At 61.7% G+C, this 19,818-nt stretch carries 14 protein-coding genes; 4 read left to right on the plus strand and 10 right to left on the minus strand.

Annotation, left to right across the window (positions count from 1 at the left end; genetic code table 11):
* The first annotated feature begins 152 nt into the window (after positions 1–152).
* The 3 genes from ASE36_RS19475 to ASE36_RS19485 all read left to right on the plus strand — a co-directional run bounded on the left by ASE36_RS19475 (position 153) and on the right by ASE36_RS19485 (position 3,725).
* Positions 153–1,958: an extracellular solute-binding protein gene (locus ASE36_RS19475; RefSeq protein WP_062284536.1), complete on the plus strand. Its 1,806-nt coding sequence runs from the start codon at positions 153–155 to the stop codon at positions 1,956–1,958.
* A 102-nt stretch (positions 1,959–2,060) separates the two neighbouring features.
* The gene (locus ASE36_RS19480) at positions 2,061–2,732 is read left to right on the plus strand and encodes a DsbA family oxidoreductase (protein WP_062284425.1); all 672 of its coding nucleotides are present in this window, start codon (positions 2,061–2,063) and stop codon (positions 2,730–2,732) included.
* 57 nt (positions 2,733–2,789) lie between these two features.
* Positions 2,790–3,725, plus strand: a complete 936-nt coding sequence (locus tag ASE36_RS19485; protein WP_062284423.1) for a DMT family transporter — start codon at positions 2,790–2,792, stop codon at positions 3,723–3,725.
* 68 nt (positions 3,726–3,793) lie between these two features.
* On the opposite strand, the gene mfd is transcribed toward ASE36_RS19485, so the two are convergent.
* Both mfd and ASE36_RS19495 read right to left on the minus strand, forming a co-directional pair.
* Positions 3,794–7,300: a transcription-repair coupling factor gene (gene mfd / locus ASE36_RS19490; RefSeq protein WP_413813671.1), complete on the minus strand. Its 3,507-nt coding sequence runs from the start codon at positions 7,298–7,300 to the stop codon at positions 3,794–3,796.
* Between the two features lie 6 nt (positions 7,301–7,306).
* The gene (locus tag ASE36_RS19495; RefSeq protein WP_062284419.1) at positions 7,307–7,621 is read right to left on the minus strand and encodes a succinate dehydrogenase assembly factor 2; all 315 of its coding nucleotides are present in this window, start codon (positions 7,619–7,621) and stop codon (positions 7,307–7,309) included.
* 95 nt (positions 7,622–7,716) lie between these two features.
* On the opposite strand from ASE36_RS19495, the gene recG reads away from it, so the two are divergent.
* Positions 7,717–9,822: an ATP-dependent DNA helicase RecG gene (gene recG, locus ASE36_RS19500; protein WP_062284417.1), complete on the plus strand. Its 2,106-nt coding sequence runs from the start codon at positions 7,717–7,719 to the stop codon at positions 9,820–9,822.
* 14 nt (positions 9,823–9,836) lie between these two features.
* Here the strand turns inward: recG and ASE36_RS19505 are convergent, their stop codons facing one another.
* The 8 genes from ASE36_RS19505 to ASE36_RS19540 form a co-directional block, all read right to left on the minus strand.
* On the minus strand, positions 9,837–10,571 hold the full coding sequence (locus ASE36_RS19505; protein WP_062284415.1) for a DUF502 domain-containing protein: 735 nt from the start codon (positions 10,569–10,571) through the stop codon (positions 9,837–9,839).
* A 142-nt stretch (positions 10,572–10,713) separates the two neighbouring features.
* Positions 10,714–12,540, minus strand: coding sequence for a glutamine--fructose-6-phosphate transaminase (isomerizing) (glmS, locus tag ASE36_RS19510; protein WP_062284413.1), 1,827 nt, complete (start codon positions 12,538–12,540; stop codon positions 10,714–10,716).
* 138 nt (positions 12,541–12,678) lie between these two features.
* Positions 12,679–14,040 (minus strand): bifunctional UDP-N-acetylglucosamine diphosphorylase/glucosamine-1-phosphate N-acetyltransferase GlmU, encoded by a 1,362-nt coding sequence (gene glmU, locus ASE36_RS19515; RefSeq protein ID WP_062284410.1) that lies wholly within the window; start codon positions 14,038–14,040, stop codon positions 12,679–12,681.
* 77 nt (positions 14,041–14,117) lie between these two features.
* Entirely contained in the window at positions 14,118–14,870 is a 753-nt protein-coding gene (locus ASE36_RS19520) for a FadR/GntR family transcriptional regulator (RefSeq protein WP_062284407.1), read from the minus strand.
* Between the two features lie 151 nt (positions 14,871–15,021).
* A complete protein-coding gene (locus tag ASE36_RS19525) occupies positions 15,022–16,095 on the minus strand; it encodes a BMP family ABC transporter substrate-binding protein (protein WP_062284404.1) in 1,074 nt (357 codons plus the stop codon).
* Positions 16,096–16,128: 33 nt separating this feature from the next.
* Positions 16,129–17,046, minus strand: a complete 918-nt coding sequence (locus tag ASE36_RS19530; RefSeq protein WP_062284402.1) for an ABC transporter permease — start codon at positions 17,044–17,046, stop codon at positions 16,129–16,131.
* On the minus strand, positions 17,043–18,137 hold the full coding sequence (locus ASE36_RS19535) for an ABC transporter permease (RefSeq protein WP_062284399.1): 1,095 nt from the start codon (positions 18,135–18,137) through the stop codon (positions 17,043–17,045). The genes ASE36_RS19530 and ASE36_RS19535 overlap by 4 nt, the downstream gene beginning before the upstream one ends.
* Complete coding sequence (locus tag ASE36_RS19540; RefSeq protein WP_062284397.1) at positions 18,127–19,701, minus strand: ABC transporter ATP-binding protein; 1,575 nt, start codon at positions 19,699–19,701, stop codon at positions 18,127–18,129. Before ASE36_RS19540 ends, ASE36_RS19535 begins: the two co-directional genes overlap by 11 nt.
* Positions 19,702–19,818 lie beyond the last annotated feature (117 nt).

Genomic DNA, 19,818 nt, shown 5'->3' on the forward strand with positions numbered 1-19,818 from the left:
CGTGTTACATCGCGGCGACTGGAATATCCAGCTTTTCTTTGATGTGGCCGCGACTCAAGCCCCGCCTAATTCACACGGGCATGTGTTGGATTTGTGGTGACTGTGTTAGCCTCGGGCACCTTTGAGATTCCATGTCCGGGAGGATCGTCATCTTGCGTCGACTGTTGTTCAGCCTGCTTTTCCTGCCGCTTGCGCCTCTCGCCCAGGCCGAGCCCGTTCACGGGATCGCCATGCATGGGGCGCCGGCCCTTGCCGCCGATGCGCCTGGTTTTCCTTATGTGCAGCCTGAGGTGAAGAAGGGCGGCAAGGTCAATTACGGCGTCGTCGGCACCTTCGACGCGATGAACCCTTTCGTTCTCAAAGGCATGCGAACAACCGCCCGGGGCGTCTGGGATCCGGAGTTTGGCAACCTGCTCTATGAGAGCCTGATGACGCGCTCGGCGGACGAGCCGTTCACGCTCTATGGCTTGCTCGCCGAAAGCGTCGAATGGGATGCCGACAGGACTTATGTGCAGTTCAACCTCAATCCCAAGGCGCATTGGAACGACGGACAGCCGGTAACGCCTGAGGACGTCATCTTCACCTTCGAACTCTTGCGCGACAAGGGACGGCCCCCGTTCAACTCGCGCCTCGCCTCCGTCGACAAGATGGAAAAGGTCGGCGAGCATGGAATCAAGTTCACCTTCAACGACAAGGCCAATCGCGAGACGCCCTTGATCTTCGCCTCGGCCACGCCAATCCTGCCCAAGCACGCGATCGACGCATCAACCTTCGATCAGGCGGGCCTTGCGATCCCGGTCGGCTCCGGCCCCTACAAGGTGAAAGACCTCAAGCCGGGCGAGAAGGTGACATGGGTGCGGGATCCCGACTACTGGGGCAAGGATATCCCGTCCAAGATCGGCTTCGACAATTACGACGAGATCAGCGTCACCTATTTCCTTCAGGAAGCGACGATGTTCGAGGCTTTCAAGAAGGGCGATATCGACATCTATCCGGAAGGCGACGCCAATCACTGGCAGCGGGCCTATGACTTTCCGGCGGTCGCCAAAGGCGACGTGATCAAGGAAAGTTTCAAGCCCGGCCTGCCCTCCGGCATGCTCGGCTTCGTCTTCAACACCCGCCGCCCGATTTTTGCCGATGGCAAGGTGCGCGAGGCGATCAGCACGGCCTTCGATTTCGAGTGGCTGAACAAGACGCTCTACAATGGCGCTTTTACGCGTACGCAGAGCTATTGGCAAAACTCGACCCTCGGGGCCTATGGCAATGCCGCGGATGAGAAAGAACTGGCGCTTCTGGGGACGGCCAAGGACAAGCTGTCGCCCGAAATCCTGGCCGGCACCTATACCCAGTCGGCGACGGACGGGTCGGGCGGCGACCGCAAGGCGCTGTCCAAGGCGGTGAAACTGTTCTCCGAAGCCGGCTACAAGATCCAGGGCGGCAAGATGCTGGATGCCAGCGGCAAGCCGCTTTTATTCGAGGTGATGACGCAGAACGAGGGCCAGGAAAAGATGGCGCTCGCCTTCCAGCGGACGCTGAAACTGATCGGCATCGACATGGGCATCCGCACGGTCGATGACGCGCAGTATCAGGCGCGCTCCAACAGCTTCGATTATGACATGATCATCAAGTCCTATACATCATCGCTCTCGCCGGGCGCCGAGCAGGTCAATCGCTGGGGATCCGAATCGAAGGACGCCCAGGGCAGCTTCAACTATGCTGGCGTTGCCGACCCTGACATCGACCGGATGATCGAGGCGCTTCTGCAGGCGCGGGAGCCTGAGGATTTTCAGGCGGCCGTTCGCGCTTATGACCGTTTGCTGGTCGCCGGCCATTACGTCGTGCCGCTCTATCATCTGGGCGAACAATGGGTGGCGCGCTGGAAGCATATTGGTCGGCCCGAGGCCGTGCCGCTTTATGGCTATCAGCGCCCGACCTGGTTCGACGCGCGGGTGCAGTAAACAACGCAACGACAATGCGTTTCACGGGTCGGGGCTTGTCCCCGGCCCGGTTTGATTTAAGTGACGGATCACACCCGAGCCTTAGCCAGGAAGGAAGACATCATGGACCGCATCACCATCGACCTCGTATTCGACGTGGTCTGCCCCTGGTGTTATCTCGGCAAAGCACGGTTGGAGCTGGCGCTGGCCGAAGTGCAGGACGAGGTGAGTGTCGACATCAACTGGCGCCCCTACCAGCTTAATCCCGACTATCCTCCTGAAGGTGTCGACCAGCAGGTGGAACTGGCAAAGAAGCTCGGCGGCAAGGAGAACATGGATCGCGGCCATTCGCAGTTGCGAGCCCTTGGCGCCGAGGTCGGCATCGCCTTCGATTTCGATGCGATCAAGGTCGGACCCAATACGCTCGATGCCCACCGCCTCATTCACTGGGCCGGGCAGGAAAGTCGTGAGACGCAGGGGCGGGTCGTCGACCTGCTGTTCAAGGCGAATTTCGAAGAAGGCAAGAATGTCGGCGACAAGGACGTATTGCTCGACATCGCCGAGAAGGCCGGCCTGTCGCGGCCTGTCATCGAGACGCTGCTGTCGGGCGATGCGGATGTGAGCCATGTGCTGGCGGAAATTGATTCGGCGCGTCAGATGGGCGTGAACGGCGTTCCCTTCTTCATCTTTGATCAGCAATATGCGGTGAGCGGTGCACAGCCGCCTTCGGGCCTTGCCAATGCGCTGCGGGAAATCGCAAAAGCCAAGGCAGAGGCCCTGCGCAATCTCAATTGACGCTGTGCGCGAACACAACTATCCCGGTGGGGTAACCTCCTCCCCGGGATCAGCACCTTGTCTTCCGACACGACCTTTAAAGGCGTCCTTCTCGCCTTCATCTGCTTTGCCGCCTATTCCTTCAGTGACGCTTCGGTGAAACTCGTCGAGGGGCGCGTGCCTCCGTTCGAGGCTGGCTTCATCGGCAGCCTGTTCGGCTTCTTTGCCATTCCCTTTCTGATGAAGCGTGGCGACCGCTACACAGATCTCGTGCGCAGCACCAACTGGCCGCTCTGGGGCCTGCGTTTCGTCTGCTCGGCGGTCGGCACGGTCGGCAGCATTATCGCCTTTACCCAGCTGTCGATGGCGGAAGCCTTCTGCCTGATCTTCCTGCTGCCAAGCTTCGCGACGATCATGTCGGTGATCTTTCTCAGGGAACAGGTGGGCGTTAAACGCTGGGCCGCCGTGCTGATCGGCTTTCTTGGGGTGCTTGTGGTCTTGCGGCCGGGTTTTCGCGAACTGGAAGTGGGCCATCTGGCGGCGCTGATTTCGGGCTTTGCCGGAGCCGTCACCATCATCATCTTCCGTGCCATGGGACCGCAAGAGAAAAACATCTCGCTCTATGGCGCAGGCCTGCTCGGCAGTGTGCTGATCTGTGCGGCCTTCTCGCTACCGGATTTCCATACACCCGGCGGCTATGACCTGATGCTGCTGGCAGCGTTTGGGCTGCTTGCCGCTGTCGGCAATGTCTTCATGATGCTGGCTTCGTTCTATGCACCCGCCCCGATCGTCGGACCGATCCAGTACAGCCAGATGCTCTGGGCGATCCTGCTTGGCTATCTCGTGTTCGGCGACGAGGTCGATTCGCCGATGGCGATCGGCATCGCGCTGATCGTGGGATCGGGTCTACTGACACTGACGAGAGAGCGCAAACGCGGCGTGACATTGCCGCCGCCGGTGGCGGGCAAGACAGATGCAGCGCTGGCGATCAAGCCGGAACAGGGCGACGGCTAAAAGGGGCTGGAAGCTGGCCGGAAGCTGGCCCCCTCCCCTCAACTTGCCTTTAAGCTGGCCCCCTCGCCTCAACTTGCCTTTGCCAGTTCCGCCAGCTGCGTCATGACAACCGCTGCCCCCGACAGCCGCTTTTCCGGTGTCGGCAGGTCGCGGGTCAGGAACACCGAATGGTCGGGCCGGATCTTCGCCATGGTGCCCTGCTTGGCGATGTAACCCACCAGCGCTGCCGGATTGGGGAACTGCTTAGCCCGGAACTGGACGACGACGCCCTTGGGACCCGCTTCGAGCTTCTCAACATTGGCCACGCGGCAGAGCGCCTTGATATAGACGACCTTCAACAGATGCTGGACCTCGATCGGTAGCGGGCCAAAGCGGTCGATCAACTCGGCGCCGAAGCCGTCGATCTCTCTGATGTCGTCGAGTTCGCCCAAACGCCGGTAAAGCGCCATGCGCAGATGCAAATCCGGCACGTAGTTTTCCGGGATCATCACGGAGGTGCCGACCTGGATCTGTGGCGACCAGCCGGTGTCCTGGACTTCGTCGACACCCTTCACCTCGGCGACCGCCTCTTCCAGCATCTGCTGGTAAAGCTCGAAGCCGACTTCCTTGATGTGGCCGGACTGCTCCTCGCCCAAGAGATTGCCCGCACCACGGATATCGAGGTCATGGCTTGCAAGCTGGAAACCGGCGCCGAGCGTGTCGAGCGACTGCAGGACCTTGAGACGCCGTTCGGCGCCTGCGGTCAGCACCTTGTTGACAGGCAGCGTGAGCAGCGCAAAGGCGCGGACCTTGGAGCGACCGACGCGGCCACGGATCTGGTAAAGCTGCGCCAGACCGAACATGTCGGCGCGGTGGACGATCAGCGTATTGGCCGTCGGCACATCGAGGCCGGATTCGACGATGGTCGTCGAGAGCAGCACGTCATACCGGCCCTCGTAGAAGGCGTTCATGATGTCTTCGAGTTCGCCGGCCGCCATCTGGCCATGGGCAACGGCAACCTTCAGTTCCGGCACGTTTTCGTCGAGAAAAGCTTTGATGTCGGCGAGATCGGCAAGGCGCGGGCAGACATAGAAACTCTGGCCGCCACGATAATGCTCGCGCATCAGGGTCTCGCGGATGACAAGCGGATCAAAGGGCGAGATGAAGGTACGGACCGCCATGCGGTCGACCGGCGGTGTGGTGATCAGGGAGAGTTCGCGCACGCCGGTCATGGCGAGCTGCAGGGTGCGCGGGATGGGCGTTGCCGAGAGCGTGAGCACGTGCACATCCGATTTCAGCTCCTTCAGCCGCTCCTTGTGCTTCACGCCGAAATGCTGCTCTTCATCGATGATCAGGAGGCCGAGATTGGCGAAGTTGACGCCTGACCCGAGCAGGGCATGGGTGCCGACGACGATGTCGGTCTTGCCCTCGGCGACTTCTTTCTTGACGAGGTTCAGCTCCTTGGTGCCGACGAGGCGCGAGGCCTGCTGCACGCGGATCGGCAGACCCCTAAAGCGTTCGGAGAAGGTCTTGAAGTGCTGGCGGGCGAGCAGCGTCGTCGGCACGACAACAGCGACCTGGATGCCGTTCATCGCCGCGATGAAGGCGGCACGCAGCGCCACTTCCGTCTTGCCGAAGCCGACATCGCCGCAGACGAGGCGATCCATCGGGCGGCCCTGCCCGAGATCGGACCGGACGGCCTCAATGGCGGCGTCCTGGTCTTCCGTCTCGTCATAGGGGAAGCGAGCGGCAAATTCGTCGTAGAGGCCTTCCTGGGTCGTCAGAACGGGTGCGGAGCGGGTCATGCGCTCAGCGGCAATGCGGATCAGGGCGCCGGCCATGTCGAGCAGGCGCTTCTTCAGCTTGGCCTTGCGCATCTGCCAGGCGCCGCCGCCGAGCTTGTCGAGCTGCACCTCGGTCGCCTCACCGCCGTAGCGGGAGAGCAGATCGATGTTTTCGACCGGCAGGAAGAGCTTGGCGTCGTCGGCATATTGCAGCTCAAGACAGGCGCGCGGTGCGCCGGCGGCCTCGATGGTACGTAGGCCGACGAAGCGGCCGATGCCGTGTTCGGCATGGACGACAATCGAGCCCTCGTCGATGCTCGCGACTTCCGAGATGAAGTCGGCGGCCCGCTTGCGACGCTTGGAGCGTCGCACCATGCGGTCGCCGAGAATGTCCTGCTCGCCGACGATGACGAGACCGTCCGTTTCGAAACCGCCTTCCAGGCTGAGAACGGCCGTTCCCGCCTCGCCCTTTTTCAGCTTGTCGACATCCTTGAGGGCGGCGACCGGCACCAGTTTTTCAAGCCCGTGTTCGTTCAGAACCTGGAGCAGGCGGTCGAGCGAGCCTTCCGACCAGCCGGAGACGACGACCTTGACACCGGATGCGCGCTTCTCGGCAATGTAGGACACGGCCTGACCAAAGACATTGGTGCGGCTATTTTCCTCGCCTGCCTCATTGGCGGCCTTGGCCCATCGCGGCGTCGGGCGGGCATCGACTTCGATGACGAGACGGCTCTCTCCACCGTGCTCCGCAAACGGCGTGATGCGGATCGGATCGAAGGCGTCGAGCGCCTTGCCGAATTCGCCGGCGCCAAGATAAAGCCGCTCGGGCGGCACCGGCTTGTAGGGCGTGCCTTGGGAAAGATGGCCCTTGCCGGGTGTCGCGGAATTGAGGCGGGCTTCGTAATAATCGCGGATGAGTTTGGCGCGTTCTTCGGCTGCCTCACGCACGGTATGGTCGGTAACCACACGAAAGCCGCGCAGATAGTCGAAAGTCGTTTCCAGCTTGTCGTAGAACATAGGCAGCCAGTGCTCCATGCCGGCATAGCGGCGGCCTTCGGAGACGGCGGCATAGAGGGCGTCGTCGCGGGTCGCGGCACCGAAGAGCGACAGGTAGTTCTTGCGAAAGCGGCTGATACTCTCCGGCGTCAGCGTGACCTCGCTCATCGGATTGAGATCGAGCGAACGAACCTGACCGATTGTGCGCTGGCTCGCGGGGTCAAAGGAGCGGATGGATTCCAGCGTGTCGCCGAAGAAATCGAGGCGGACGGGCTCTTCCGAACCAGGGACAAAGACATCGAGGATACCACCGCGCACGGCGAATTCACCGACCTCGCGAACGGTCGCAACGCGATCGAAGCCGTTGCGCTCGAGACGTGCCGCGATGTCGTCCATGCGGATCTGGTTGCCGGGTTTGGCCGAAAAGCCGAGGCTATCGATCACATCCGCCGGTGCCACCTTCTGCAGCATGGCATTAACAGTTATCAAAACGATCGCGGGATGCGGATTGAGATAGAGCGCGATCAGGCCCGAGAGTGCAGCCAGCCTGCGCGCCGACACGTCTGCGGAGGGCGAAACGCGGTCGTAAGGCAGGCAGTCCCAGGCCGGAAGGCTCAAGACCGGGATATCAGGCGCTGCAAAGCTGAGCGTCTGCTCGAGGTTCTGCAGCCGTTGTCCGTCGGAAACGACATAGGCGACAGGCCTGCCCTCGCGCGCGAGTTCCGCAAGGATGAAGGCATCCATTCCGTCCGGCACGTGGGAGAGCGTCAGGGCGGATTGTGCGCCGACAATTCGCTTCACATCGATCAGGGGCATCATCACTTACTTTGCAGCAGGTTCTTTGCCGGTGACCGGAGAGAAATCCGGCCTGAGGGCGGCAATACGTTCGAAGAGCGGCGTCCGAAGATGGGCAGGCACGGGTTCGGCGCCGGTGATGTATTTGACAAGGTCATTGTCTTCCTCGGCCATGATGTGCTCAAGCTCGTCGAGCTCCACGTCGCTCAAGCCTTCGATCTCGGCCTCGCAGAACTGGCCGAGCATCAGGTCCATCTCGCGAATGCCGCGATGCCAGCAGCGGAACAGGATGCGCCGACGGCGCGGATCGAGGTCGGCACTGCTTTTCACCAGTCCAGTCATCTTGGCATCCTTCCAATTCTTCGGCCTCTATAGAGCAGCGACTGGCAAATGTCAGCTTGCCAAAGGGGCAAATAACGAGGCATTTTGCCCGCATCATGCGTCCCCATCTTCTCGATCCCCTGTTCGCCTCCGTCGCCTCGCTCAGCGGAGTTGGTCCCAAACTCGCCCAGCTTCTCGCCACCCTTCTCGGCCGCGAGGACGCGGAGGATGCGCGCGTTGTCGACCTGCTCTTCCTGGCACCGCACCGGCTGATCGACAGGCGCCACCAGCCGGGCATTGCCTATGCCCAACAGGGCGCTCTCGTCACGATTACCGGACGCGTGGATCGGCACCAGCCGCCACCACCCGGCAAGAACAACATGCCCTATCGCGTGATGCTGCATGACGAGACGGGGGAACTGGCGCTGACCTTCTTCCGGGTCAAGGGCAACTGGCTCGAAAAAGCGCTGCCGGTCGATGAGACCGTGATGGTCTCCGGAAAAGTCGACTGGTTCAACGGCCGCCCTTCAATGGTGCATCCGGACCTGATGGTGAAGGCGAGTGAGGCGGAGAACCTGCCGCTGGTGGAGCCGGTCTATCCGCTGACGGCGGGGCTCGGGCCCAAGGTGTTGCGCAAGGCGGTGGAAGCCGCCGTCGAGAAGATGCCGGAACTCGGCGAATGGGCGGATGCGGCGCTCGTGACCAAGCAGGGTTTTGCCAGCGTGCGCCACTGTCTGGTCGCGCTTCACAATCCGCGCGACGAAAAGGATATCGACCCGCAGGCGCCGGCCAGGCGGCGTCTCGCCTATGACGAGTTTCTTGCCGGCCAGGTGTCGCTTGCCCTGGTGCGACAGAAGCTGCGGCGTGTACCAGGCACGCCGATCAAGCCGACCAGTGAACTCAGCGGCAAGATCCGCGCCGCCCTGCCCTTCACGCCGACGAACAGCCAGGTGGTGGCGATCGAGGAGATCCTGAAGGACATGGCCTCCGATCAGCGCATGCTGCGGCTGGTTCAGGGGGATGTCGGCGCCGGCAAGACGCTGGTGGCGCTGTTTGCCATGGCAGCGGCAGTGGAAGCCGGCGGACAGGCTGTGCTGATGGCGCCGACGGAGATCCTAGCGCGGCAGCATCATGCCACGTTGTCGAAGCTCGGTGCACCTGCAGGGCTCAGGATCGAGGTTCTGACGGGGCGGACCAAGGGCAAGGAGCGCGAAGCAATCCTGGAGCGGATTGCGTCGGGTGAGGCGCAAATTATCATCGGTACGCATGCGCTGTTCCAAGATGCCGTGAGCTACAAGAACCTGACGCTCGCGGTCGTGGACGAGCAGCATCGCTTCGGCGTTCACCAGCGCCTCAGGCTCACCTCAAAGGGCATCTCGCCGCATATGCTGGTCATGACCGCGACGCCGATCCCCCGCACGCTGGTGCTCGCCGCCTTCGGCGACATGGACGTCTCCAAGCTCACCGAGAAACCGGCGGGGCGCAAGCCGATCCAGACGGTGACGGTACCGACCGAGCGGGTACCGGATGTGATCGAGCGGCTGCGCTCCGCCATTGCCGAGGGCAAGAAGGCCTATTGGATCTGCCCGCTGGTGGAAGAGACCGAAGAGAGCGAGCTGATGTCGGCGGAAGAGCGCCAAGCGGTGCTCGCGCAGTTCATCAAGGCGCCGATCGGGTTGGTGCATGGACGGATGAGCGGACCAGAGAAGGATGCGGCCATGCTTGCCTTCAAGAATGGCGAGACGCGGCTGCTGGTTGCCACCACCGTGGTCGAGGTTGGCGTCGACGTTCCCGATGCGACGATCATGGTGATCGAACATGCCGAGCGCTTCGGGCTTGCCCAGCTTCACCAGCTGCGCGGCCGGGTCGGGCGTGGCGACGAGGCGTCGAGCTGCATCCTGCTCTACAAGGGGCCGCTCGGCGAAACCGGCAAGGCACGGCTGTCGATCCTGCGCGATTCGGAAGACGGCTTCCTGATCGCGGAGGAGGATCTGAAACTGCGCGGCGAAGGCGAATTGCTCGGGACGCGGCAGTCCGGAACGCCGGGCTTCAAGATCGCCAGTCTCGAACACCATGGAGACCTCTTGGAGATCGCCCGCAAGGATGCCGCCTATCTGTTGGAGCGGGATCCTGAGCTCACTTCCGAACGTGGAGAGGCGGTGCGCACGCTCCTCTACCTGCATCGCCGCGACGAGGCGATCCGCTTCCTCCATGCGGGCTAAATTGGCCTAGAGGACTACTGGCGCCGAGCGACACGGTCCTCGGGAGTGGCCGGTTCGGCAACGGCCTGCTTGGCCAAGGCCTGCATGACGGCAGCCTGCTCGGCGGGTTTGTAGTCCGGCGTCACCAGACCCGCCGAGATCAGGAGCTTCACGCCCTCCTCCGGCGTCATGTCGAGCAGCATCAGCTTGCTGCGCGGGACGAACATGAGGAAACCAGCCGTCGGAACCGGGGTGGGCGCCAAGAAGACGGCGACCATCTCCTCGCCATTCTGGTTCAGCTTGACGGCGATCTCACCCTTTGCGTCGGAGGAGATGAAGACCAGTGCCCAGGTGCCGGCACGGGGAAACTCGATCAGGCCGACCTTCTTGAAGGAGGTGCCCTGCTCTTTCAGCACCGTCTCGAAGATCTGCTTGGTGCTCTTGTAGACGGTGCGCACCAGCGGCATGCGGTTGAGGATGTTTTCGCTGTAGCCGACGATCGACCGGCCGATGAGGTTGCGGCCGAGGAAACCCACGAGTGTGATGAACAGAAGCGCGATCAGCAGCCCGGTGCCGGGAACAGCGAATTTCAGATAGGATTCCGGGTTGTAGCGATCCGGGATATAGGGCTTTACCCAGCTATCGGCCCAGTGGATGAAGGTCCAGGTCAGATAGATGGTGATCGCCATCGGCGCGCAGATGATCAATCCCGTCAGGAAATTGTTCCTGAGGCGGGTGGCCACCGAGATCCTGTCCTTGATGTCGCTCATGAGACCGTCATTGTGCAATGCGGGAATGCGTCGATGTGCGCGACCATGCCCGAGCCTGATGGGTCACGCAATAGCTAGATCTGGGATGGCAGACCACGGACAGCGGGAACGCCCGCAGCCCGCGGGCTCCCGGTTTCGGTGGTCACTCGACTGTGACCGATTTCGCCAGATTGCGCGGCTGGTCCACGTCGGTGCCCATGAAGACGGCCGTGTGATAGGCGAGCAGCTGGATCGGGATCGAGTAGACCATAGGCGAGACGATCTCGGCCACGACAGGCAACACGATCGTCGCCATGGTCTCGAGCTTGGAGGCTGCAGCCCCCTTGTCGTCGGTGATGAAGATGATCTTGCCGCCGCGGGCTGCGACTTCCTGCATGTTCGACACGGTCTTTTCGAAGAAGCGATCGAAAGGCGCGATGACGATCACCGGCATGTTCTCGTCGATCAGGGCGATCGGGCCGTGCTTCAACTCGCCCGCCGCATAACCTTCAGCGTGAATGTAGGAGATTTCCTTGAGCTTCAGCGCGCCTTCCATGGCGAGCGGATAGCTCGTGCCGCGGCCGAGATAGAGCACGTCCTTGTATTTTGACAGGTCGCGTGACATGGCCTCGATTTGCGGCTGTACGGCATTCAGCACCTGGCTCATGATGCGCGGCATCTCGGACAGGCTCTTGACCAGTTGCTTTTCTTCCGTCTCGGTCAACGTCCCACGGGCCCGGCCGGCAGCGATGGCAAGCGAGGCGAGAACCGCGAGCTGGCAGGTGAAGGCCTTGGTCGAGGCGACGCCGATCTCAGGTCCTGCAAGAATCGGGAAGACGGCATCCGATTCCCGGGCGATGGTCGATTCCTTGACATTGACCACGGCACCGATCTTCAGGCCGTTGTCGTGGCAGTAGCGCAACGAAGCGAGCGTGTCGGCTGTCTCCCCCGACTGGGAGATGAACAAGGCAGCCTGATCTGGCCGCAGCGGCATTTCGCGGTAGCGGAACTCCGATGCGACATCGATCTCGACCGGCAGGCGAGCATAACGTTCGAACCAGTATTTGCCCACGAGGCCGGCGAGATACGCCGTGCCGCACGCGGAGATCGCAAGGCCGCTCAACGAGGCGAAATCGATACCGCCTTCGCTCGGGCGGACGATGTGTTCGGCGAGATCGACGTAATGGGACAGCGCGTGAGAGATCACCTCCGGCTGTTCGTAGATCTCCTTTTCCATGAAGTGACGATGGTTGCCCTTGTCGATCATGTAGGCGCTGGCCGAGGAAATCTGCACGGGTCGGTCGACGGGGTTGCCGTCGAGATCGAAGATATGGGCGCCCTGCTTGCCAATGACGGCCCAATCGCCGTCATGCAGGTAGGCAATGCGGTTGGTGAAGGGCGAGAGCGCGATCGCGTCGGAGCCTAAGAACATCTCGCCGTCGCCATAGCCGATCGCGAGCGGCGGGCCAGACCGCGCCGCCATGATCGTCGAGGGATCGTCGCTGAAGATGACGGCCAGCGCATAGGCCCCTGTCACGTGGCGGAGCATTTTGTGCATCGCCTCGCGCCGACCAAGGCCTTCGCGCCGGTACTTCGCCAGAAGTTGGGCGACGACTTCGGTGTCGGTCTGCGTCGTGAAGCTGGCGCCCTCGGCCAGCAGTTCGTCCTTGATCTCGGAAAAATTCTCGATAATGCCGTTGTGAACAACTGCTACGCCATCGACGAAATGCGGATGAGCATTGGTCTCATTGGGAACGCCGTGGGTTGCCCAGCGGGTATGGGCGATGCCGATATTGCCGGCAAGCGGTTCGGCAGCGAGCTTGGTCTCCAGATTGAACAGCTTGCCCTCGGCGCGACGGCGATCAAGCTTGCCGTCATGGATCGTCGCGACCCCAGCCGAATCGTAACCGCGATATTCCAGCCGCTTCAACGCGTCGACAAGACGCTCCGCTACTGGCTTGTTACCGACGATCCCGACGATGCCGCACATGAAAATCTCCGTTCCGTATTCATTACGGATTTTTTCCTAGCGGTTTTGCCGCAATAGGCAATCAGGCCACCGGTCAAATTGCATTTCGTCTCGTAATGCAACGCAGCATAACGAGACGTGAGGTTAGGTAACGTTGTTTTACTTGGCGCTTTTCTTTGCCGCCTTGATCGCAAGATTACGCTCGCGGATGGTTTTCGCTCGACCTTGCTTGAGCTCCTGACGCGCACGACCAAAGGCCAGCGCGTCGGCGGGCACGTCTTCGGTAATGACACTTCCAGACGCGATCAGGGCGCCATCGCCGATGGTGACCGGTGCGACGAGCGACGAATTCGATCCGATGAAGGCCCCTGCCCCGATGATCGTCTCGTGTTTGTTGACGCCGTCATAGTTGCAGGTGATCGTGCCCGCGCCGATATTGGTGTCGGCACCGACCGTCGCGTCACCGATATAGGTCAGATGGTTCACCTTGGCACCGCGGCCGATCTCGGCCTTCTTCACTTCGCAGAAATTACCGACCTTGGAGCCTTCGGCCAGATTGGCACCTGGGCGCAGGCGGGCAAAGGGTCCGACTGTCGCGCGGGCTGCGACATGGGCACCTTCCAGGTGCGAAAATGCATGGATCACGGCGCCGCCCTCGACGGTAACGCCGGGGCCGAAGACGACATTCGGCTCGATCAGGGCGTCCTGACCGATGACCGTATCGTGGCTTAGGAAAACCGTTTCCGGCGCAATCATCGTGACACCGGAGACCATCAATTCGTGGCGGCGGCGCTCCTGCCAGATGCGCTCCAAGACGGCGAGTTCGGCGCGGTTGTTGCAGCCGGTGAGCTCGCTTTCCGGCGCATCGACCGCGACGACCTTGCCGCCGGCCGCCCGTGCGATCTCGACGACATCGGTCAAGTAATACTCACCCTTGGCATTGGCATTGCCAATCTGCTGGAGGTAATCGAGGGCCTTCTTGCCATTGATTGCCATCAGGCCACTGTTGCACCAGGTTACAGCCCGTTCGGCCTCGGTCGCGTCTTTTTCCTCGCGGATGGCGACCAGTTCGCCGTTCTCGACCAGGAGACGACCGTAACCGGTCGGATTTGCCGTATGGAAACCGATCACCACGACATCCGCGCCGGAAGCCAAGGCCTCACGTGCCGCCTTCAACGGTGCGGGTGTGATCAGCGGGACGTCGCCGTAAGCCACCAGAATTTCGTCATAGCCGCGCGAGATTGCTTCACGTGCTGTGAGCACCGCATGGCCTGTGCCGAGCCGCTCGGTTTGCAGGACACTTTCTACGGCCATTCCGGGGAGCGTGCCTGCTGCTGCGACCTTTTCGGCATCACGTCCAAGCACCATGACCACATCGGACACGCCGGATGCGCCGATCGAGGCCATGACATGCGCAATCATCGGGCGTCCAGCAACCGGATGCAGCACCTTGGACATCGACGACTTCATACGGGTGCTGTCGCCTGCAGCGAGAACGACGGCGAGGCATCTGCGGCTCATGGCTTACTCCGGCAAGTTGAATGGCGCCAATTCAGTAGCGTCCGTACCTCATGCCCGCAAGCCGAAAGAGTGCAGCGTCAGCCTTGCGCAGGCGGCGCATTGAGGGCAGCGATCGCGCTTCGGCGACCCATCTGGATCAGGTGCCGCATGGCGTCCCCAGCGGCGTTGCCGTCCTTGCGTTCGATCGCCTCGACCACTGCCAGATGGGACTGGGTGATGCCCTTGTCCGACTGGCGGACATATTGGCTGAGCGCAAGGGTGAAGGCCCCGTCGAGCGAGGTCTTGATGAAACCGACCATGCTCTCCATGAAGGGATTGGCGCCAACGAGGCAGAGGAGGACATGAAATTTCAGGTCCGCTTCGACCTGCTCGCGGAAGGTCAGGTCAGGCGCACCAAGAGCCATGGCATAGCTGCGCAATTGTTCACAATCGTCCGGAGAAGCACGGTCGGCAGCGAATGCTGCCGCCGCAGGCTCAAGGACGAGGCGAAGATCATAGAGGTGATTGAGAAACTCGGCCGTGACGCCCGCGCGAAAATGCCAGCGCAAGACACATTCATCGAGCAGGTTCCAGTGGCATTTGTCGGTCACCCGGGTGCCGATACGGGATTTCGCCACCACCAGTCCCTTGGCGGCCAGGGTTTTCATCGCTTCCCGCAGAACCGAGCGAGAGACATCGAATTGCTTTTCCAGCTCGATGTCGCCCGGTAGCGTCTCGCCGACTGCCAGTGTGCCGGCAACAATCGCGAGGCCGAGTTGCTCGACGACCTTCGAGTGACTCGTCTTGAGCGGCAGGACGGCCGCCAGATCCCGAACTTCGTCCTTTCGCATACCGACTTGTCTCCAACGCGTGTCGTGCGGCTTGTTATACGAAGGTCGGACGCTGGTGAAGAGTTTGGTATGCGTAATTTACGGTTTTTTGAAACAGGAAAAAAGAAAGGGCGTCGAAGCGCCCTTTCAACTCGCATTGTAATTCTTCAGATTACTGCGGCAGCTTGTCGTCGACGCCTTCAATGTAGAAATTCATGCCGAGAATGGTGCCGTCGTCGGAGGTTTCACCTTCCTTGAGCCAGGGCGTGCCGTCCTGCTTGTTGATCGGGCCGCTGAAGGGCTTCAACTCGCCCGACTTGATCTTGGCTTCGGTGTCCATCGCCATCGCCTTCACGTCATCAGGCATGTTGGTGTAGGGCGCCATGGTGAGGATGCCGTCCTTCAGACCGTCGAAGGTCTGCTGCGATGTCCAGGTGCCGTCGAGGATCGCCTGGGTGCGCTTGATGTAATAGGCGCCCCAGGTGTCGACGATCGAGCTCAGCTGCGCGGTCGGGCCGGCAGAGATCATGTCGGAAGCCTGGCCGAAGGCCTTGATGCCGCGCTCTTCGGCAACCTGCATCGGAGCCGTCGTGTCGGTGTGCTGGGTCAGAACGTCGACGCCCTGGTCGATCAGAGCCTTGGCAGCGTCAGCTTCCTTGCCGGGGTCGAACCAGGTGTTGACCCAGATGACCTTGAGCTTGAATTCAGGATTGACCGTACGGGCGCCATGCAGGAAGGCGTTGATACCAGCGACGACTTCCGGGATCGGGAAGGAGGCGATGTAGCCTGCGACACCCTTCTTCGACATCTTGCCGGCGATCTGGCCGTTGATGAATCGGCCTTCATAGAAGCGCGAGTTATAGGTCGCGACATTCGGCAGGGTCTTGTAGCCGGTGGCGTGTTCAAACTTCACATCCGGGAACTTCTCGGCGACCTTCAGGGTGGCGTCCATGAAGCCGAAGGAGGTCGTGAAGACAACGGCGCAACCCGAACGGGCCATGCGCTCGATGGCGCGCTCGGCATCCGGACCTTCCGGAACGTTTTCGAGGTATGGCGTTTCGATCTTGTCGCCAAAATGCTCCTGCAGGGTCGTGCGACCGAGTTCGTGGGCCTGCGTCCAGCCGCCGTCGGTCTTCGAGCCGACATAGACGAAGCAGATCTTGGTCTTGTCCTGTGCTGCGGCGGGCGCCGCAACGCCGACGATGGCGGCTGCGGATGCAGCGAGCGCGAAGAGGAAGTTCTTCATGGTGTACCCCTGTCTGGTTGAAATAAAAGTGTTTTACCGATCCGGCACGAACGGCTTGCCGAGTGAGGCCGGCGTGTTGATCAGCGTTGTGCGGCGATTATGGGAGATTATGATCAGCACGACAATGGTGGCCGCATACGGCAGTGCCGACATAAACTGCGAAGGAAGACCGATGCCGAGTGCCTGGGCGTGCAACTGCCCGATGGTGACGGCACCGAAGAGATAACCGCCGGCCAGCACCCGCCAGGGGCGCCATGCGGCGAAGACGACGAGCGCCAGTGCGATCCAGCCACGGCCGGCAGACATGTTCTCGACCCATTGCGGCGTGTAAACGAGCGACAGCTGCGCGCCGGCCAGGCCCGCACAGGCGCCGCCGAACATGACGGCGAGATAACGCGTGCGGATGACCGGCAGACCGAGTGTATGGGCCGAGCCATGGCTGTCGCCGATGGCGCGGAGCTTCAAACCGGTGCGGCTTTTGAACAGGAACCAGTTGACGCCGATGATGAGGGCAATCGACAGGTAAAAGAAGATGTCCTGACGGAAGAGAATGGTGCCGAGCACCGGGATGTCCGACAGGAGCGGAATGGCGATGGGCTGCATCTTGATGCCCGGCTGGCCGACGACGCTTTCGCCGACCATGCCCGACACGCCGAGGCCGAGAATGGTGAGCGCCAGACCTGTGGCCACCTGATTGGCGACCAGCGTGAGCGTCAGGAAACCGAAGAGCAGCGAGAAGGCAGCACCAGAGATGATACCGGCGAGGACGCCGACATAGGGTGAACCCGTCGTCTTCGTCGCGATGAAGGCGCAGACGGCGCCGACGATCATCATGCCCTCGACACCGAGATTGAGCACGCCGGCACGCTCGGTCACCAGTTCACCGATCGCAGCGATGACCAGCGGCGTGGAGGCGGTGATGACTGTCAGCAAAATGGCTTCGAAGATCATGACGCGGCCTTCGCAGATGCAGAGCGGACGCGATCGAAAACGATGCGCACCTTGTAGAGGATGAGCGTATCGCAGGAGAGCACGAAGAACAGCAGCAGGCCCTGGAAAACGCGGGTTACCTTGTCGGACACACCGATCGACAACTGCGCTCCTTCACCACCGAGATAGGTCAGCGCCAGAACAAAGCCGGAGGCGATAATACCAAGCGGATTGAGGCGGCCGAGGAAGGCAACGATGATCGCGGTGAAACCGTAGCCGGGCGAAATCGCCGGCTGTAGGTGGCCGATCGACCCGGAGACCTCGGCGATCCCGGCAAGACCGGCCAGTGCGCCGGAAAACATCATCGAAAACCACACCATCTTGCGACCGGAAAAGCCGGCAAAACGCCCTGCCCGTTCCGACTGGCCGAGCACGTTTACCTGAAAGCCCTTGAGCGTGTAGCGCATCATGAACCAGACGCCGATGGCGGCTAGGATGGCAAAGACGATGCCATAATGGGCGCGGCCGGAGGCAAGAACTTCCGGCAGAACCGCTTCCGTTACGAAGGAGCGCGACTGCGGGAAGTTGTAACCGGCAGGATCCTTCCAGATGCCGCGTGTCAACCAGTCGAGGAAGAGCTGGGCGATATAGACTAGCATCAGGCTGGTCAGGATCTCATTGGTGTTGAAGCGGGTCTTGAGCAGAGCCGGAATGGCGGCATAGGCGGCGCCACCGATCGCGCCCATGACCATCATGATCGGCAGCAGCAGCGGCGAATGCCAGTCATAGAAGGTGATCGGTACGATCGAGCCGACGATCGCACCGACGGTGAACTGGCCTTCGGCGCCGATATTCCAATTGTTGGAGCGATAGCAGACCGAGAGACCGACGCCGATCAGGATCAGCGGCGCTGCCTTGATCGCCAGTTCATGCAGCGACCAGACCTCAAGCAGCGGCTCAATGAAGAAGCTGTAGAGAGCCGAAACCGGGTCCTTGCCCAAAAGCGCGAACATGATGCCGCCGAAGAGCACGGTGAGCGCCAGAGCGAGCAGTGGCGACACGAATGCGAAAACGGCTGACTGGCGCGCGCGCCGCTCAAGTTCAATGCGCATGGGCGCTCTCCGCTGCAGTCGACGGGATCGTTTCTGGACCGTGCACGCCCCCCATCAGGATGCCGATGCGCTCGCGTGTCATGGTGGCTGCCGGATAGGCGTCGGACAGGCGACCTTCGGAGATGGCCGCAATGGTGGTTGCCACTTCGAATATCTCGTCGAGGTCCTGGCTGATCACGATGACGGCCGAACCGCTCTTTGCCAGATCGACCAGCGCCTGCCGGATCCGGCTGGCAGCGCCGGCATCGACGCCCCAGGTCGGCTGGTTGACGACGAGGACGGAAGGCTGCCGGTCGAGTTCACGGCCGACGATGAATTTTTGCAGATTACCGCCGGAGAGAGAGCCTGCAGCCGGGTCTTCGCCACTCTTGCGTACGTCCATCATTTCAGAGATCCGGCGCGCGGCCTGCTGCACGAGGCCATGGCGGATCAGGCCGAGCTTGCCGCCCGAAAGATATGCCGATCGATCGGAGGCGTTTCGCGACAGAAAGAGATTTTCCGACAGGCTCATGGCGGGCACGGCGGCATGGCCATGGCGTTCTTCGGGGACAAATCCCGCACCGAGCAGACGCCGCTCGTTGATTCCAAGCCGGCCGACAGACCGGCCGCGTAGGCGGATGGCGTCGGCGTCACGCACCGGATATTCGCCCGACAAGGCGTCGAACAGTTCACTTTGGCCATTACCGGCGACACCGGCGATCGCCAGAACTTCGCCTGCGCGAACGGTCACCGAGACATTCTTCAGCGGCATGGCGAATGGCGTACGCGGCGTGACCGAGAGACCCGTCACCTGCAGTTGGATCTCGCCGTCCGCCGGCGGCTCGACCTTCTCGACCCCCGCGACTTCCGCACCGACCATCATGCGGGCGAGCGATGCCGGCGTTTCCTGGCGCGGATCACAGGCGCCGGTGACCCTTCCGTGCCGGAGCACCGTTGCCCGGTCACAGATGCGCTGCACCTCCTCAAGGCGGTGGCTGATATAGAGGACGGAACGGCCCTCGGCTTTCAGCTTGAACAGCGTCTCGAAAAGCTTGTCGGCTTCCTGCGGCGTCAGAACCGACGTCGGCTCGTCGAGGATGATCAGCTTCGGGTTCTGCAGGAGGGCCCGCACGATCTCGATCCGCTGGCGTTCGCCGACCGAGAGATCGGCGACATGGGCGTTGGGATCGAGCGGCAGGCCGTAGGCGACGGAGAGTTCAGCTGCCTTTTTCGACAGATCAGAAATCGAGATCTTCTCGTCCAGCGACAGGGCGATATTTTCGGCAACCGTCAACGCTTCGAACAGGGAAAAATGCTGGAAGACCATGCCGATGCCGAGACGGCGGGCAGCGGCGGGATTGGGGATGACCGTTTCGCGTCCGAGCCAGGAGATCTCGCCGGCCGAGGGCGCGAGGATGCCGAAGAGCATCTTGACCAGCGTTGACTTGCCGGCGCCGTTTTCGCCGAGAAGCGCGTGAATTTCGCCATGGCCGATCGTAAGATCAATGCCGTCGCAGGCCTTGAAGCTGCCGAACAACTTCGTCAGGCCGGTTACGGACAAGAGCGGTTCTTGCCCCTCGGGCATTTGATGCGACACAGGTCCCCTCGCTTTCGCAGGCTTCCGGCCAGGTCTTGGCGCCTGGTCCGTCGCTCAATTCATAACCGGTTTGCGGCAGCGCACAATATATAGGCAGAAGTTTTT

It is taken from the genome of Rhizobium sp. Root274 (genome assembly GCF_001429245.1).
GTDB lineage: Bacteria > Pseudomonadota > Alphaproteobacteria > Rhizobiales > Rhizobiaceae > Allorhizobium.